The 15,412-nt window shown below is 73.5% G+C and carries 13 protein-coding genes; 8 read left to right on the forward strand and 5 right to left on the reverse strand.

Annotated elements, in window-relative coordinates:
* Window positions 1-159: 159 nt before the first annotated feature.
* Window positions 160-2,304, reverse strand: a complete 2,145-nt coding sequence (locus OERS_RS05070; protein WP_083201237.1) for a S9 family peptidase — start codon at window positions 2,302-2,304, stop codon at window positions 160-162.
* Window positions 2,305-2,463: 159 nt separating this feature from the next.
* Between OERS_RS05070 and OERS_RS05075 the strand changes: the two genes are divergently transcribed.
* A complete protein-coding gene (locus OERS_RS05075; RefSeq protein ID WP_056644628.1) occupies window positions 2,464-2,928 on the forward strand; it encodes a hypothetical protein in 465 nt (154 codons plus the stop codon).
* Between the two features lie 150 nt (window positions 2,929-3,078).
* Here OERS_RS05075 and OERS_RS05080 read toward each other — a convergent pair whose 3' ends face one another.
* Window positions 3,079-3,858, reverse strand: coding sequence for a phosphonatase-like hydrolase (locus OERS_RS05080; RefSeq protein ID WP_068624958.1), 780 nt, complete (start codon window positions 3,856-3,858; stop codon window positions 3,079-3,081).
* A complete protein-coding gene (locus OERS_RS05085) occupies window positions 3,855-4,814 on the reverse strand; it encodes a GntR family transcriptional regulator (RefSeq protein WP_068624960.1) in 960 nt (319 codons plus the stop codon). The genes OERS_RS05080 and OERS_RS05085 overlap by 4 nt, the downstream gene beginning before the upstream one ends.
* A gap of 166 nt (window positions 4,815-4,980) precedes the next feature.
* On the opposite strand from OERS_RS05085, the gene OERS_RS05090 reads away from it, so the two are divergent.
* The 6 genes from OERS_RS05090 to OERS_RS05115 all read left to right on the forward strand — a co-directional run bounded on the left by OERS_RS05090 (window position 4,981) and on the right by OERS_RS05115 (window position 10,668).
* Window positions 4,981-6,279 carry a TIGR03364 family FAD-dependent oxidoreductase gene (locus tag OERS_RS05090; protein WP_248948358.1) on the forward strand — a complete coding sequence of 433 codons (1,299 nt, stop codon included), beginning with the start codon at window positions 4,981-4,983 and terminating at the stop codon, window positions 6,277-6,279.
* 41 nt (window positions 6,280-6,320) lie between these two features.
* Window positions 6,321-7,256 (forward strand): phosphate/phosphite/phosphonate ABC transporter substrate-binding protein, encoded by a 936-nt coding sequence (locus OERS_RS05095; protein ID WP_068624965.1) that lies wholly within the window; start codon window positions 6,321-6,323, stop codon window positions 7,254-7,256.
* A 145-nt stretch (window positions 7,257-7,401) separates the two neighbouring features.
* Window positions 7,402-8,334, forward strand: a complete 933-nt coding sequence (locus OERS_RS05100) for a phosphonate ABC transporter ATP-binding protein (RefSeq protein WP_231907882.1) — start codon at window positions 7,402-7,404, stop codon at window positions 8,332-8,334.
* Complete coding sequence (gene phnE, locus OERS_RS05105) at window positions 8,331-9,221, forward strand: phosphonate ABC transporter, permease protein PhnE (protein WP_083201229.1); 891 nt, start codon at window positions 8,331-8,333, stop codon at window positions 9,219-9,221. Before OERS_RS05100 ends, phnE begins: the two co-directional genes overlap by 4 nt.
* Before the next feature lie 305 nt (window positions 9,222-9,526).
* Window positions 9,527-10,120: a hypothetical protein gene (locus tag OERS_RS05110; protein WP_068624967.1), complete on the forward strand. Its 594-nt coding sequence runs from the start codon at window positions 9,527-9,529 to the stop codon at window positions 10,118-10,120.
* Window positions 10,117-10,668, forward strand: a complete 552-nt coding sequence (locus OERS_RS05115) for an OmpA family protein (protein ID WP_068624968.1) — start codon at window positions 10,117-10,119, stop codon at window positions 10,666-10,668. Before OERS_RS05110 ends, OERS_RS05115 begins: the two co-directional genes overlap by 4 nt.
* 34 nt (window positions 10,669-10,702) lie before the next feature.
* On the opposite strand, the gene OERS_RS05120 is transcribed toward OERS_RS05115, so the two are convergent.
* Window positions 10,703-11,707, reverse strand: a complete 1,005-nt coding sequence (locus OERS_RS05120) for a type IV toxin-antitoxin system AbiEi family antitoxin domain-containing protein (RefSeq protein WP_211268437.1) — start codon at window positions 11,705-11,707, stop codon at window positions 10,703-10,705.
* Window positions 11,708-11,922: 215 nt separating this feature from the next.
* A complete protein-coding gene (locus OERS_RS05125; RefSeq protein WP_248948360.1) occupies window positions 11,923-14,202 on the reverse strand; it encodes a cytochrome c oxidase assembly protein in 2,280 nt (759 codons plus the stop codon).
* 207 nt (window positions 14,203-14,409) lie between these two features.
* Between OERS_RS05125 and OERS_RS05130 the strand changes: the two genes are divergently transcribed.
* Window positions 14,410-15,408, forward strand: a complete 999-nt coding sequence (locus OERS_RS05130) for an AAA family ATPase (RefSeq protein ID WP_056644605.1) — start codon at window positions 14,410-14,412, stop codon at window positions 15,406-15,408.
* The last annotated feature ends 4 nt before the right edge of the window (window positions 15,409-15,412 follow it).

The following is a 15,412-nucleotide window of genomic DNA, read 5'->3' on the forward strand; positions in this document are numbered from 1 at the left end:
GGCGAGCGCCCGCCGAGGTAGAACGCAGTACGCGAGGTAGAACGCGGTACGCACTACCTCGCGCACCACGTTCTACCTCGCGTCTCCCCGCACGGGCACCGCACCTCTCACCTCACGGGCGGAACCGCCACGCCCTCCCCGCGCCGGGTCGGACCGCGGTCAGCCCAGCGTCGTCGGGAGCTCCGCGGCTCCCTCGCCCGGGGCCTCGCCCAGCACGCGCTCCGCGAGGAACGCCTGCACCACCTGGTACCAGACGATCGAGTGCTGCGGCTGGAGCACCCAGTGGTTCTCGTCGGGGAAGTACAGGAAGCGGTGGTCGGTGGTCCCGTCCGCCGCCGCGGGCAGGCCCGACGCCGACAGCAGCTCGTACCAGAGGCGCAGCCCCTCGCCGATCGGGACGCGGTAGTCCTTGTCGCCGTGGATCACGAGCATGGGCGTCACGATGTCCGCCACGAACCGGTGCGGGGAGTGCTCTGCCGCCATCTCGGGCGTCATCTCGCGCTGCCAGTAGTAGCCCGCGTCCGTCGTCGGGCCGAACTGGTCCAGCGCCCACAGGCTCGCGTGCGTGACGATCGCCTTGAACCGGTCCGTGTGGCCCGCGACCCAGTTCGCCATGTACCCGCCGAACGAACCGCCCATCGCGGCCGTGCGGGTCTCGTCGACCTCGGGCAGCGCCTCGGCCGCGTCGGTGATCGCGAGCAGGTCGGTGTACGGGGCCGCGCCCCACGAGCCCCAGCCGCGCTGCACGAAGTCCTGGCCGTAGCCCGTGGACAGCGCCGGGTCCGGGAGGAGGACCGCGTACCCCTGGGCCACGAGGATCCACGGGTTCCAGCGCCAGCTCCACGCGTTCCACGAGCCGAGCGGTCCGCCGTGGATCCACAGCAGCAGCGGCGCGGGGTTCTCGGCGCTCGCACCGTGCGGCAGCGCGAGCCAGCCGCGCACGCGGACGTCGTCCGACGCGGCGGTCTCGATCTCGGTCAGCGCCCCGGGCAGGTCGGGGCTCGCGACCGGGCCGCGCAGCGGGGTCGCCGCGACGGGCGTGCGCTCGTGCGCGGGGGCCGCGAGGAAGCCCGCGAGCTCGATCCGCACGGGGTGCGAGGGCTCGAGGTAGCTCACGCGCTGGGCGTAGGCGGCCGAGGCGTCGGGCGCGATGCGGACGTCGGTGAACATCGCGTCGTCCGCGGTCAGACGGGTCACGGTGCCGTCGTCGCCCGTCCCGTCGGGGGTGAAGGCGACGTGGAAGACCGGGCCGCGGCCGTCGTCGTCGGCCGTGACGAGCAGGCCCGAGCCGTCGGGCAGCCACGCGGCCGAGGTGGGCCAGCGGTCCCAGCTCGCGGCGAGCGAGCGCAGGCCGTGGTTGGCTCCGTCGCTCGGGTCGCCGTCGGACCCGTCGCCCGCACGCAGCGGGACGACCGCGAGGCTGTGCTCGGGCGCGGCCTGCGGGGTCGTGATGGTCTCGCGGACGAACACGACCCAGGCTCCGTCGGGCGAGACGACGGGCGAGGACGCCTCGGCCCCGGGCTCGTCGACGAGCGTGCGACGCTCGCCGGTCGCGGTGTCGACCGCGACGAGGATCGAGCGCGCGGACGCCCCCGGTCCGGGGACGGACCAGGAGGTGACGAGCGTGGTGCCGTCGGCGGACAGGTCGGCCGAGTGCTCGCGCAGCGCAGGCCCGACGGCGGAGGTCACGTCGCGCAGCTCGACGCGCCCTGCGGGGAGCTCGGGGACGGCGTCCTCCGCGTCGGTGTCGGCAGGCGCCGGGAGCGGACGCGCCGGCTCGTCGGTCAGGTGCGAGAGGTCGGCGACGAACCGGTGCGGCTCGGACGGCCCCAGGTCGTGGTCCCAGTACCGCACGGGGTACCCCGTGTGGAGGATCGCGGCGACCTTCTTGTCCTTGCGGGCCTTGCGCAGCTCGGCGTCGTGGACCAGGTCGCGCGCGCTGGGCAGGACGTCGACGGCGAGCGAGAGGACGGGCGCGCTGCGCGCGACGAGCGGGGCCGAGACACCGGCCGGTGCCGAGGCGACGATGCGCGCCTCCCCACCGGCGGCGGGCAGGAGCCACAGGGCAGAGGTCGGGTCGCCTTCGGTCGACGCCGAGGCGTCGCTGTCGGGGCGGGCCGACGTGAAGAGCAGGTCGCCCTCGGCCGTGAAGGCGGCGCCGGACTCGCCCTTGGTGCTCCGGGTCAGGCGGCGGGCCGGGGCCTCGCCGGTCGGGTCGACCTCCCACAGCGCCGAGACGTACGCCGTGCGCTTCGCGTCGAGCGTCGACACGCTCGTCACGAGCCGGCGGCCGTCCGGGGACATCACGAGGCCGCCCGTGCGGGGGATCGCGACGTACTGGTCGAGGTCGTGGAAGGGGGTGGTGCCCGGCTGGTGCGGGGCGTTCGCGGAGTCGGTGGTCACTGCACCGTCCTATCACGACAGCCCGCCCGCGGGTGCTCTCGGTGAGCGCATACTGGACACGTGCCCAAGGTTCCCCTCCCCGCCCTGACCGTGTGCGCCGCCGTCGGGCTTCTCCTGACAGGCTGCGGGTCCGAGCCCGCGCAGGACCTCGACGACACCGTGCTCACGGGCGTGCAGGCCGCAGGCCGCGCCGACGGGGAGCTCGACCTCATCAGCACGACGCACTTCGACTGGCAGAAGGCCGTGATCGTCTGCCCCGGCGACGACGTGACCGAGGTCGCCGAGGCCGCAGGGAGCGACGCCGGGCCGGTCACCGGGGACTTCCCCAACACGGTCGACGTCGGCACGGGCTACCTCGTGTTCGTCAACAACAACGAGGTCGCGCACACCGCGACGCTGCGCCTGGCCCAGGCCGACGTGTGCAGCGAGGACCTCTCGATCTCGAACCGGGTCCTGACCCCCGGGGCCGCGACGCTGCACGTCGCGCGCGGCACGGGGGACGGGTGGGTCGTGACGCGCAGCTGACGGTTGGGCCGGTCCGGCGGCTGCCGGCGGGTCCAGCGGGTGCCGAGCACGAGGTTGCGATCGTTCCCAGCGTGAGAACGACCGCAACCTCGTGCTCGGCGCGACCCGGGACCCCCGACGCAGGACCCCGGACCCGGAACCCCGCCGGCGTCAGGCGTTGAGCCGCGCCACCAGACCGGGGAGCTCGGCGACCGAGTCGAGCAGGAAGTCGTGCCGCTCGCGCCCCAGGTCCGCGGCGCCGAGCTTGCCCGTGAGCACCCCGACGACCGCCCCGACCCGTGCGTTGACCCCCGCGCGCAGGTCGAGCACGGTGTCCCCCGCGGCGAGCACGCGCGCGACGTCGAGCACCCCCGTGCGCTCCATGTCGCGGTGGATCATGTACGGCGCGGGGCGCCCGAGCGGCACCTCGTCGGCGCAGGTCACGGCGTCGAGCGTGACCTCGGGCGAGAGCCACTGCTCGGGCCCCGCGGCGACCGTCCAGCCGAGCACGTCGAGGATCCCCCGGGTCACCTCGCGCGTGAAGCCCGTGGTCAGCGCGACCTTGACGCCCGCGGCGCGCAGGGCCACGAAGGCCTCGGGTGCGCCGGGGATCGGGGTCGGCGGGTTCAGGAGGTACGCCTCGCGGAGGAGCGCGGTGAAGCGCGCGAACGCTGCGTCGACCGTCGCCTCGTCGGGGGCGTCCACCGGGGTGCGGGGAGAGTCGGCACCGATCGCGAGCAGGGCGGTGATCGCCGCGCGCTTCTCGGCTCCCATCCAGTGCTGGATGTCCGACGACGTCGCACCGCTCCCGTGCTCGAGGACCGCCGCGTGCAGCGCCTCGTAGACCGCGCCGCCCTCCTCGACGGTCGTGCCCGCGATGTCGAGCGCGACGAGCTCGATCGCGAGGGGCGGGCGGACGGTGGTCGTGGAGGTGCTGGTCGTGCTGGTCATGCGGAGGGCTCCTGGTTCGGGTCGGTGTCGGCGGCGCCGGCAGTGTTGTCGGCGAAGGGAGCTGCGTCTGCCCGACCGGCCGTGGGCGACACGAGCGACGCCGCGGCGGCCGAGGCCGTCGGGAAGCGGACCATCGAGAGCGACGTGTCCTGGGTGTTGTCGATCGTGAAGGCCGCGAGCTCGGGCAGGTAGCGGTCGTCGGCGTACTCGACCGGGACGCCCGCGGCGTTGCGCGTGGTGCGGCGCTCGCGCAGCAGCGGGGCGCCCACGGCGACCTCGAGCAGGTCGGCGTCGGTCTCGTCGGCCGCGACCGCGTCGATCACGTGGCGGGCAGCGTGCAGGTCCGCGCCGCGCGAGATGAGGTGGTCGTAGATCGACCCCGTGTCCGGGTCGAACTCGAAGATGAGGCGTCCGACGGGCTCGATGAACGTGTCGCGCTCGACCATCGCGGGGACGCCGTCGAGCAGGCGCAGGCGCAGGACCTCGACCACGGGCGTGCCCTCCTCGAGGCCCAGGGCGTCGGCCGCGACGCCGTGCACGCCGCGCCGCGCGACCTCGACGGTCCGCTGACCGGGCACGCGCCCCACCCCCGCGGCCCAGCGGCTGAAGGACAAGAAGGTCTCGAAGGGCTGCGGGACCGCGCGCGAGCGCACGACCGGCGGGCGTCCCTGCCCCCCGCCGATGAGCCCTTCGCTCCGCAGGGTCCCGAGCGCCTGCCGGACCGTGCCGCGCGAGATCGAGAACTCGGCGCACAGCGCGGACTCCGACGGCAGGGAGTCGCCGATCGCGTACGTGCCGGACACGATCCGACGGCGCAGCTCACCCAGCACGTGCTGGTGCAGCGGGCCGTGGGGCGGGTGGGCGGCATGGGCCGACCGGGCCCCGTGCGGCGGGCGGGACGGGACGCCCGCCCCGGGCGGCGGGGCGGCGTGCGGGGACGACGAGGACGGTGCCATGACTTGACCATACAGGCGCTCGTTCCGCGCTGGAGTGCGCACCGGGTGACGGTCGCATGAACCCGGCACACAGCGCGCCAACCGCAGGTGAACACTCCGGAAACTTGTCTGGACAAGTGCCGGAATCGCTTGATCGTGGCTCCACGATCACGGCAGTGTCCGTGTCGTGAGCAGCACACCATCGCCGTCCCGGGCCACCTCGACCGGCGCCGCCGGTCCCCGTACCGCCGGCCCCAGCGCCGCCTCCCGCACCGGCGGCACCCCGTCCGTCACGCCGTCCGGCCGGCCGACGAGACACCCCGGCACGACCGGCCGCACCGGGCCGGACCTTCCCGCCCGCGTCGACCTCGTGGTCGTGGGTGCCGGCATCGTCGGCCTCGCGCACGCCGTCGAGGCCGTCGGCCGCGGCCTGTCCGTCCTCGTGGTCGAGCGTGACGACCGTGCGGTCGGCGCCTCGGTCCGCAACTTCGGGCACGGGTGCTTCACCGCGCAGGACGGCGAGGCGCTCACCTACGCCTTCACGGCCCGCGAACGCTGGATCCAGCTCGCCAAGGAGGCCGACTTCTGGCTCCGTGAGTCGGGCACGGTCGTCGTGGCCCGCGCCGAGGACGAGCAGCAGGTCCTCGAGGACTTCGCCCAGGTCCGCGACGGTCACGCCCGTCTGCTCGACCGTGACGCCGTCCTCGCCCGCGTTCCCGCCAACCCCGACGAGGTCCTCGGCGGGGCGTTCCTGCCCCAGGACATCCGGGTCGACCCCCGGGAGGCCGTCCCCGCGATCGCCCGCTGGTACGCCGAGCAGCGCGGCGCCCACGTCGCCTGGTCCACCACGGTCCAGGGCTTCGAGGCCGGCAGCGGCGTGACCCTCGTGCGTACCTCCCGGGGCGACGTCGTGGCGACCAAGGTGATCCTCGCCGTCGGGCACGACGTGGACCGGTTCTTCCCCGAGACCGCCCGCACCGCGGGCGTCCAGCGCTGCACGCTCCAGATGCTGCGCGTCGACGCCCCCGCCGGCGCAGCCGGCGGACCCCGCGAGATCGACCCCGCGATCTTCACGGGCACCTCGATGCTCCGCTACAACGGCTTCCGCCTCTCCCCCGCGCTCACCGCCGTCCGCGAGCGCCTCACGGCCCAGCACCCCGCCCTGATCGACGCCGCGGTGAACCTCATGGTCACCCAGCGCCCCGACGGGACGCTCACGCTCGGCGACACGCACGCCTATGCGACCACGCCCGGACCGTTCCACCCCGAGGCCCTCGACGAGCTCCTGCTCACCGAGGCGGCGCGGCTCTTCGCCACCGGCCCCCTCACGGTCCGCGAGCGCTGGCAGGGCGTCTACGCCTCCGCGCCCGCGCCGTTCCTCAACGCCACGCCCATGCCCGGCGTGCGCGCCGTGTCGGTCACGTCCGGCATCGGCATGACCACCGCGCTCGGGCTCGCACCGCGCGTGCTCGACAGCTTCCTCTGACAGACCAGCCTCTCTCGCGAACCCCCACCCCAGGAGAAGACATGCACCGCAGCCGCACCGGCCAGGCCACCTCCGTCCTCGCCGCCGCACTGCTCCTCGGCACGCTCGGCGCGTGCTCGACCGGCACCGCCGACGCAGGGACCGGCGCCGACGGCGCCGCCTCGGCGACGTGCCCGAACGGCGCGATCCGCTTCGGCATCGAGCCCTACGAGGACCCCGCCAAGCTCGAGCCCGCCTACCAGCACCTCGCCGACGCGCTGTCCGAGAAGCTCGACTGCCCCGTCGAGCTCACGATCGTCGAGGACTACTCGGCCGAGGTCCTCGCCATGGAGAACGGCAAGCTCGAGCTCGCCCAGTTCGGCCCGCTCGGCTTCGTGTTCGCGAGCGAGCGCGCCGACGCCGAGCCCCTCGCGTCGTTCGGCCTCGCCGACGGGTCGCTCTCGAGCTACACCGCGGGCATCTGGGTGCCGGTCGACTCGCCCGTCCAGAGCATCGACGACCTGCCGGGCCACTCGCTCGCGCTCGGGTCGACGGGCTCGACCTCGGGCGACGCACTGCCCCGTTTCGCGATCCTCGACGCCGGTCTCACCGAGTCCGACGTCGAGATCACCTACGCGGGCGGCCATCCCGAGGCGCTGCTCGCCCTGACCAACGGCCAGGTCGACGCCGCGCAGATCAACTCCCAGACGCTCGCGACCGCCGAGCGCGAGGGCACGTTCGACGCGTCGAAGTTCCGCCAGGTCTGGGAGTCCGACCCCATCCCGAACGACCCCATCACGGTCGCCGGCTCGCAGAGCCAGGAGTTCAAGGACGCCGTGCGCGACGCCCTCCTCACGCTCGGCACGGCCGACGTCGAGGCCATCGGCGCGTTCCTCGACGTCGACCCGGCGGGCCCGCTCGTCGAGGTCGACGTCGACACGTACAAGCCGCTGTTCGACCTCGCCACGACGCTCGGGCTCACGTCCGACGACGTCTGACCCTCAGGGACGTGCGCGGGGTGGTCGCCGGGTCGACCAGGCCCGGCGACCACCCCGCACGTCCCGTCCGGTCGGCCGCGATCCCGGTCGACCGCCCTCTCTCCCCCGCGGGCTCGCGTCCCGCACCAGCAAGGAGTTGTTCCAGATGGCTTCACACCACGGCGCGGTCGGGCTGGGCTCGCCGCGCGCGCCCGGTCCGGTCGGGGGCGTCCTGCACCTGCCCGACGGCGTCCGCTCGCCCGGTCTGCACGTCCGGGACCTGCGGGTCCAGTTCAGCACCCGCTCCGAAGCGGGCGAGAACGTGCTGCGCAGCGCGGTCGACGGCATGGACCTCGACGTCGCCGCGGGCGAGCTCGTGGCGATCCTCGGCGCGAACGGGTGCGGCAAGTCGACCACGCTCAAGTCGGTGATCGGGCTCGCGCCCGTGACGTCGGGCGAGGTGTGGGTCGACGGCGAGCAGGTGCACCCCCACCACAGGTCGTCGGCCGCGGACCAGCACGAGGCCCGACGCCGGGTCGCGATGATCTTCCAGCAGGTCAACCTCGTGCGGCGGCGCACGGTGCTCGACAACGTGTGCGCCGGCGCGCTCGGCCGGCTGCCCCTGCGGCAGTCGCTCGTCGCGTCCCTGTTCCCCCACGACCTGCGGGCCGAGGCCATGCTGTGCCTCGACCGGGTCGGCCTGGCCGACCGTGCGCTCGACCGGGTCGGCCAGCTCTCGGGCGGTCAGCAGCAGCGCGTGGCCGTCGCCCGGGCCCTGTGCCAGCGGGCGAGCGTGCTGCTCGCCGACGAGCCGACGTCGGCACTCGACCCCGCGGCCTCGACCCAGGTCATGGAGCTCCTCGCGACGCTCGCGCACGACGAGGGCCTGGCCGTCGTCGCCGTGCTCCACGACCCCGAGCTCGCGCGCGAGCACGCCGACCGCCTCGTCGGGATGGTCGCCGGACGCGAGCAGCTCAACGGCGCGCCGGACGCCGTGGCGCGCGACGCCGTCGAGCACCTGTACGCAGCGGCCGCGGCCGTCCCTGCTGCCGCCCCGACCAGTGACCGCCCGATCACCGGAACGAGGATCCCCGCATGACCGCCACGGCCCCCGCCCGCTCGCCCCGACCCCCGCGCGGCGCGGCCCGCGACCGCACCGACGGCCCGTCCCGCGAACGGCTCTCGCACGTCGTCGTGCCCACGGCCCACCGCTCGGGCCGGCAGGTCACGACCTGGGTCACCGCCGGTGCCGTGCTGCTGGGGCTGCACGTCCTTGCCTGGCAGGGCACGGGCTTCTCGATCAGCTCGCTCGTGGGCGGCTGGGAGGGCATGGCCCGGTTCGTCGGCGAGGCGTTCCCGCCCGACCTCGACTGGTCGACCGTCGTGGCCCCCGGCCTCCAGGCCACGCTCGTGACCCTGTGGATCGGGCTCCTCGGGACCACGCTGTCCATCCCGCTCTCGCTGCTGCTCGCGGTGCTCGCCGCGCGGGGCAGCACCCCCGGGTCGTTCTGGTACCAGGGGTCGCGCGCGATCCTGTCGTTCTTCCGCGCGGTGCCCGACGTCGTGTTCGCCCTGATCTTCGTGACCGCCGTGGGGCTCGGACCGTTCGCGGGGGTGCTCGCGCTCGTCGTCCACAACACGGGCGTCATGGGCAAGCTGTGGGCCGAGGCCATGGAGGAGATCGACCCCGGGCCCGCCGACGCGCTGCGCACCAACGGCGCGGGCCGGACCCAGGTCGTCACGCACGCCGTGCTGCCCGCGGTCGTACCCCAGTTCCTGGGCCTGCTGCTCTACCGGTTCGACGTCAACGTGCGGTCCTCGCTCGTGCTCGGGCTCGTGGGCGCGGGCGGGATCGGGTTCCTCATCAACAAGTCGATCAAGCTGTTCCGGTTCGACGAGATGCTCACGTACATCCTCATGGTGCTCGTGCTCGTGTGGGTCGTGGACCGGTTCTCGTCGTGGGCCAGGGCGCGGATCGCGGTGTGATCCCGTCGGGGTTGCGAGGCGGGCCGTGGTGGTGCTCTGCCCCTGGTGCCCGCCGGTGCCGGTCGGTGCTGCTCGGTGCTGCGAGGTGCCGGTCGGTGCTGCGAGGTGCCGAGCACGAGGTTGCGGTCGTTGTCCGATGGATAACGACCGCAACCTCGTGCTCGACCGCACGGAACCTCGTGCTCGCGACCGACGCGCACCGCACTCCCCTCCCACGGGCAGTTCTCCCCATGGGAGAGATACCTCCTCGCGACCGATTCTCTGAGAAGGTGTGAGCGATCCCCACCCTCGATCGGAGCTCCTCCATGCGCACTTCCGTGCACCGCACGATCACGGCGACCGTGCTCGCCGTCACCCTGGTCTCCCTGACCGGCTGCTCGCTCCTCCCGGGAGGCGAGCCTGCGCCGTCGGGCACGGCGAGCCAGGCCGGTGACGAGCCGGGCACGAACGCCGAGCCCGTCGCGGCGCCCAGCGTCTCGCCGGTCGACCCGGACGCCGTGGTCCTCGACGAGACGCTCGACATCCCCGGTCGCCCCGGCGACACCATCCGCGTGGGCATCGAGTCGCTCACCGTGCGGGGCGACCTCACCGAGCTGCGCGTGATCTTCACACCGACCGCCTCGGCCGACGACGGCGGCGAGCGCAGCGTCTACGAGCTCACCGGGGCCACCTCGGTCGATGCCGCGCTCGTCGACCGCGAGAACCTCAAGAAGTACGTCCAGCTCGTCGACGAGAACTACGACCCGATGGGCTCGAGCATCTTCACGACGACGGCGGTCGGGGGCGAGTCGATCCGCTGGACCGCGGTCTTCGCAGGTCTCGAGGACGACGTCGCGACGCTCGACGTGCGCATCGTCGACTCGTGGCCCACGTTCGAGAACGTCCCGGTGACGCGATGAGGCCCGCACGCGCCGTGCTCGGCCTCACGGTCGCCGCGCTGCTGCTCGGCACGCTCCCCGCGTCCGCGACCATCGACGCGCCCGCCGAGTTCGACATCACGACCATGCCCGAGCCCACCGCCGAGCAGATCGCCGAGTCCGTCTCCCACTTCTCGACCGAGGGCAGCGTCCAGACGATCGACACGGTCGAGACCGAGGGCGAGGAGACCGTCATCACGCTGACCTCGGACATCCTCTTCGAGGTCGACGGCGCCGAGGTGTCCCCTGCGGCCGCAGCGGCCGTCGCCGGGCTCGTCGCGAACGTACCCGACGGCGCGACCCTCTCGGTCCACGGCCACACCGACTCCGTGGGCGACGACGCGCACAACCTCGACCTCTCGCTGCGGCGGGCACAGGCCGTCGGTGCCGCGGTCAGCGCGTCGAGGCCCGACCTGGTGCTCGACGTCCAGGGCTTCGGCGAGACGCAGCTCAAGACGCCCGAGGAGGGCGACGACCCGGGGCCGGCGCGGGCCGAGAACCGTCGCGTGGAGCTGCGGTTCAAGGGCTGACGTGGTTCGGGTGCCGAGCACGAGGTTGCGGTGGTTATCCGGCGGATAGCGACCGGAACCTCGTGCTCGACCGCACGGAACCCCGTGCTCGCGCGAGGAACGCTCGAACTTCAGCCCCCACGTGACCAGCGCTCCTCAGGTCCCGCGCCGTGAACCGGAGCACGTCGACCCCACGCGAGGCGACGAGGCGGTTCTGACGCCGCCGGTCGTGGAACAACGCCTCCGGCGCCGCGTGCACCTCCGCGCCGTCGATCTCGGCGATCAACCAGCGACCGCCGGGCAGACGCCAGCCCAGGTCGCCCCGGGCCAGGAACTCTCCCGCGTCGTCGGCGATCACGACCTGCAGGTCGTCGGGCGCGACCCCTGCGTCCTGGCAGTCGAGGCGCGCGAACGTCTCGAGCGGTGACTCGGCGCGACGGTCGCTGAGCTCCCACCACGAGTGCGTCCGCGCCACGCCCCGTCGACCGCGGGCCTGGTCGTGCGCACGCGCGAGCCCCCGACCGTCGAGCAGTCCTCGTTGCTGCGCGCTGTCCATCAGCGCCACCGCGTGGCGCCGGTCGAGCTCGGGGACCGCCTGAGCCAGCGCCCAGTCCGGCGTCGCCACGTACCTGCCGTCGATGCGCTGCACCGTCATCCCGTCGTCGAACTGCCGCAGCAGGACACCGTCTCGCGACCTGGTCTCGCGTGCTCCGGGCAGCGCCGCCTGAGGCATGATCCGCCACGGGAGGCCCTGGACCCCGAGCAGGGCCAGCGCGCACGGCCCGACGGCGATGGCGTCCGGCCCGAAGGTCAGCAGACCGGCCCACGCGGCACGCCGACGCAGGTGGTCCGGCACACCCGGTCCCGCCCGGCCGGCTGGAGGGACCGGGTCGGTGTCGTAGACCCCACGCGTCACCCGAGCCCAGGACCGTTGCTCGACGAGCCGCGACCGTCGAGGCGACCGGACCCCGTGCTCGTCGCACTGCGCTGCCGACACCAGTCCCTCCTGGCGCCGAGCGACGTGCAGGAGTGCTTCCGGGAGCGGCGACGGGGTGCGCATCGCCGCATCCCAGCAGAGGACGCGCGCGGCATGCCGCCGGATCACGGCCGGCTGTGGACAGCCCGCCTGGCGGTCCGGCTGTGGACGACTGTGGACAGCGGCCGAGCACGAAGTTCCGTGCGGTCCAGCACGAGGTTGCGGTCGCAGACCGCCGGATATCGACCGCAACCTCGTGCTCGGCACCACAGGGGCCCCGGAGGCACCCCAGGAAGCCGTCAGTCCTTCGCGTCCCGCTCCGCCATCTTCGCGAGCATCTCGTTGTACTCGTCCATCTCGACGTCGCCGACCTGGTCGACGCGCCGGTCGCGCCGCCTGGCCTCGCGGTCGTCGGACCTCGACCACATGATCGCGACGATGATCGCGAGCGAGAGCGTCGGCAGCTCGCCGATCCCCCATGCCACGCCACCACCGCGCTGCTGGTCGGCGATCGCCGTGATCCCCCAGTCGTGGCCGAGCAGCCCGAACCACTCGGGCACCAGGAGCGCCGTCCCGGTCGTGAGCGCGACCCCGAAGAACGCGTGGAACGCCATGGTCGCGAACAGCAGGAGCAGCCGCTGGGGCCAGCCGGGTCGGTGCGGCCCGGGGTCGATCCCGATGAGCGCGTTCGCGAACAGGTACCCGGCGAGCGTGAAGTGCAGCAGCATCGCGAGGTGCCCGACGTACGTCGTGAGCGCGAGCTCGAACGCGGGCGTGTAGTAGAAGACGATCATCGAGCCGGCGAAGTTCACGGCCGCGACGACCGGGTTCGCGAAGAACTGCCCCCACTTCGAGGTCACGAGCGCGAGCACCCACTCGCGGGGCCCGCGCGAGCCGTCCTTGCGCACGGGCACGGCGCGCACGAGCAGCGTCACGGGCGCGGCGAGCACCAGGAAGATCGGCACGACCATCGCGAGCACCATGTGCTGGACCATGTGCGCGCTGAACAGCACGTGCCCGTACATCGCGGGGCCGCCGTTGGTGACCCAGAACAGGATGACGATGCCGAGGCACCACGAGATCGTGCGGCCCACGGGCCACTTGTCGCCGCGCCGGGCGAGGCGTCGGACCCAGCGCAGGTAGACGACGAGCGCCGCGACGCACGCGAACGCGGGCAGCAGGTCCCAGCGCCACTCGGTGAACCATCGGGCCAGGTCCGGCTCGGGGGGCAGCGGGTGTCCCGTGACGAGCTCGGCAGGGGTCGGGAGCGCGATGGGCTCGTCCGGGATGGGCGGGGCGGTCGAGCCGAGCGCGACGGCCACGCCGGACACGGCTCCCATGACGAGCAGCTCGACCGCGACGAGCCGCCAGAACAGCCAGGTCGCGGCCTTCTCGGCCGCGGGTGCCACGACCGTCCGCGCAGAGGCCGTCCCCTTCTTCTGCCCGACGGCGGAGCCGCCCGCCGTCGTCGGGTCGCCCAAGGCGGTGGTCGCCCGGGCGGAGGCCGCGGCCGAGGAGTCCTCGTCGGTGGCCGTGCGCTTCGTCCTCCCCGCAGGGCGAGCCCCGTCGGACGCGCCGGCACGGGTCCCGCCGTGGGCGGCGGCCGGGCCGGCCCCCTGGAGCCGTCGCACGACGAGCTCGCGGTGCGCGAACCCGAGCGCCCCGAGCACGACCATGAGCCCGACCTTGGCGAGGATCAGGACGCCGTAGTCGGTGCTGAGCCCGTCGAGGCCGCCGACCCGGATCCAGGCGTTCGCGACGCCCGAGACCGCGACCGCGACGAACGACCAGCCCGCGATCGAGGAGTAGCGCGAGACCGAGGACACGAAGGACGTCCGGTCGAGCCCTCCGCGCAGCCGCACGATCGCCAGGACCCCGAGCCCGCCGATCCACAGGGCCGCGCCGCCGAGGTGCAGGAACATCGAGGAGATCGCCAGCTCGTGGCTCGCAGCGCCGGCCGTGTGGCCCGTGTTGGCCTGGAACGCGAGGGCCGAGATCGCGAGGAGAGCGGTCCAGAGGGCACCCGTCGGGGTGCGGACCGCGAGCGCGCACGCCGAGGTGAGCGCCGCGATGATGACGACGCCGAGCAGGCTGCGCCCGAGCGAGATCTGGGTCACGAACGCGGCGATCTGGTCGCCGAACCCGATGCTCGAGACGGGCATGCTCGACAGGACCGAGTAGCGCAGCACGGTCTGCACGACGGTCAGCACAGCCCACGTGGCCGACGCCGCCCCGGCCACGCCGAGCGCCCGGCGCAGGGGCGCGCCCGCGGGCAGCACGCAGGCCGCGAGCACGAGCGAGCCGATCGTGAGCGAGATCGCGAGCTCGGTGAGGACCGTGGAGACGGGCAGGCCCCAGCGCGAGATCGCCCCGGGGTCGGCGAACCCCGTGAGCGCCTCGAAGGCTCCGGAGAACGCTCCGGCGGCCAGGACCGCGAGGATCGCGACGACGACCGCAGCCGGCCCCGCCGCCACCAGCCACCAGGGGTTGCGCGGGGAGTCGACGACGTCCCGGCCGGGGGTGCGCGCGGCCCGGTCGGGCGCGGTTCCTGGGGTGCTGCGGGGGGCGGTAGCGGTCACCGGTCCAGGGTAGGCGGCGTGCGGCGGATCGTGGTATTCCCGCCGACGCCCCGGTGGGGACCTCGCACCATGCTCTTCCTGTGAAGAACCCCGTCGCCCGTCAGGGTCCGCTGGCATACTGGGCCGGGTTCGCACGGCGTCCCCCTCCAGGGCCGGGCCCGTGACCACGTCCCCAGCACGACCCGAGCACACGCGAAGGACCTCACCATGGCCACAGGTCACGGCAGCATCTCCACGACCGACCTGGACCGTGCGGGTCACCTGCTCAAGCGCGTCGAGCAGGTCTTCGACCAGCGCGTCGTCGGGCAGGAAGCCCTGCGCACGGCCCTGATCAGCTCGCTCCTCGCGGGCGGCCACATCCTGCTGGAGTCCGTCCCCGGCCTCGCCAAGACCACGGCCGCGCAGACCCTCGCGTCGGCGATCAACGGCTCGTTCCGGCGCATCCAGTGCACGCCGGACCTCATGCCCAACGACATCGTGGGCACCCAGATCTACAACTACGCGACCGGGTCGTTCACCACCCAGCTCGGGCCCGTGCACGCGAACCTCGTCCTGCTCGACGAGATCAACAGGTCGAGCGCCAAGACGCAGTCGGCGATGCTCGAGGCCATGCAGGAGAAGCAGACGTCGATCGGCGGCGAGAACTTCCCGCTGCCCTCGCCGTTCATGGTCCTCGCGACGCAGAACCCCATCGAGGAGGAGGGCACCTACGTGCTGCCCGAGGCCCAGATGGACCGCTTCCTCATGAAGGAGGTGCTGACGTACCCGGCCCCGCAGCAGGAGCTGGAGATCCTCGACCGCATCTCGACGGGCCGCATGACGGCGCCCATCACGGCCGAGCCCATCAGCATCGACGACGTGGTGTTCCTCCAGCGCCTGGTCGACGACGTGTACGTCGACGAGTCGATCAAGCGCTACATCGTCGACCTCATCAACACGACGCGGCTGTCGGGTCCGCGCCCCGTCCCGGGCCTCGACCAGCACGTGCGCGTGGGCGCGAGCCCCCGTGGCGGCATCGCGCTCATGCGCGTGGGTCAGGCCCTCGCGATCCAGGCGGGTCGCGCGTTCGTCATCCCGGACGACATCAAGGCCGTGCGCTACTCGGTGCTGCGCCACCGCCTGGTCCGCACGTTCGACGCGCTCGCGACCAACGTCCAGCCCGAGCAGCTCATCGACGCCGTGTTCGACGCGGTCCCCACCCCGTAGGGCG

Origin of the sequence: Oerskovia enterophila (genome assembly GCF_001692445.1) — a bacterium.
Lineage (GTDB): Bacteria > Actinomycetota > Actinomycetes > Actinomycetales > Cellulomonadaceae > Oerskovia > Oerskovia enterophila.

Excerpts from the sequence above, each read along its gene's own strand:
- OERS_RS05070 (WP_083201237.1), bottom strand. The coding sequence starts at position 2,304 with ATGTCCCCGGACGGCCGCCGGCTCGTGACGAGCGTGTCGACGCTCGAC.
- OERS_RS05080 (WP_068624958.1), bottom strand. The coding sequence starts at position 3,858 with ATGACCAGCACGACCAGCACCTCCACGACCACCGTCCGCCCGCCCCTC.
- OERS_RS05085 (WP_068624960.1), bottom strand. The coding sequence starts at position 4,814 with ATGGCACCGTCCTCGTCGTCCCCGCACGCCGCCCCGCCGCCCGGGGCG.
- OERS_RS05095 (WP_068624965.1), top strand. The coding sequence starts at position 6,321 with ATGCACCGCAGCCGCACCGGCCAGGCCACCTCCGTCCTCGCCGCCGCA.
- OERS_RS05100 (WP_231907882.1), top strand. The coding sequence starts at position 7,402 with ATGGCTTCACACCACGGCGCGGTCGGGCTGGGCTCGCCGCGCGCGCCC.
- phnE (WP_083201229.1), top strand. The coding sequence starts at position 8,331 with ATGACCGCCACGGCCCCCGCCCGCTCGCCCCGACCCCCGCGCGGCGCG.
- OERS_RS05110 (WP_068624967.1), top strand. The coding sequence starts at position 9,527 with ATGCGCACTTCCGTGCACCGCACGATCACGGCGACCGTGCTCGCCGTC.
- OERS_RS05115 (WP_068624968.1), top strand. The coding sequence starts at position 10,117 with ATGAGGCCCGCACGCGCCGTGCTCGGCCTCACGGTCGCCGCGCTGCTG.
- OERS_RS05120 (WP_211268437.1), bottom strand. The coding sequence starts at position 11,707 with ATGCGCACCCCGTCGCCGCTCCCGGAAGCACTCCTGCACGTCGCTCGG.
- OERS_RS05130 (WP_056644605.1), top strand. The coding sequence starts at position 14,410 with ATGGCCACAGGTCACGGCAGCATCTCCACGACCGACCTGGACCGTGCG.